Here is a 489-nt window from a genome sequence, read left to right as displayed (position 1 = left end):
TGCAGTTGGGGACGTCGGTGATGACGCCGACGTTCCGGTACAACCCGGCGGTGGTGGCGCAGGCGTTCGCGACGATGGGGTGTCTGTATCCGGGGCGGATCATGCTCGGGGTGGGTACCGGTGAGGCGCTGAACGAGATCGCGACGGGTTTCGCGGGTCAGTGGCCGGAGTTCAAGGAGCGGTTCGCGCGGCTGCGGGAGTCGGTGCGGTTGATGCGTGAGCTGTGGCTGGGCGATCGGGTCGATTTCGAGGGGGAGTACTTCACCACGAGGGGGGCGTCGATCTACGACGTGCCCGAGGGTGGGATTCCGGTGTACATCGCCGCGGGTGGTCCGGTGGTGGCCCGGTATGCCGGTCGCAGTGGTGACGGGTTCATCTGCACGTCCGGGAAGGGCATGGAGTTGTACACGGAGAAGTTGATGCCTGCGGTCGCGGAGGGGGCGGAGAAGGCCGACCGTGATGTGGCGGAGATCGACAAGATGATCGAGA

At 65.8% G+C, this 489-nt stretch carries 1 protein-coding gene; it reads left to right on the top strand.

Annotation, left to right across the window (positions count from 1 at the left end; all coding sequences use genetic code 11):
- Nucleotides 1–489, top strand: a 489-nt coding sequence (locus tag G9373_RS45655; protein WP_167121408.1) for an LLM class flavin-dependent oxidoreductase, incomplete at both ends; no start/stop codon positions are given.

The sequence above is a fragment of the Rhodococcus sp. A14 genome (genome assembly GCF_011603105.1).
GTDB lineage: Bacteria > Actinomycetota > Actinomycetes > Mycobacteriales > Mycobacteriaceae > Rhodococcus_F > Rhodococcus_F opacus.
This window is presented reverse-complemented; position numbering and strand designations above follow the sequence as displayed.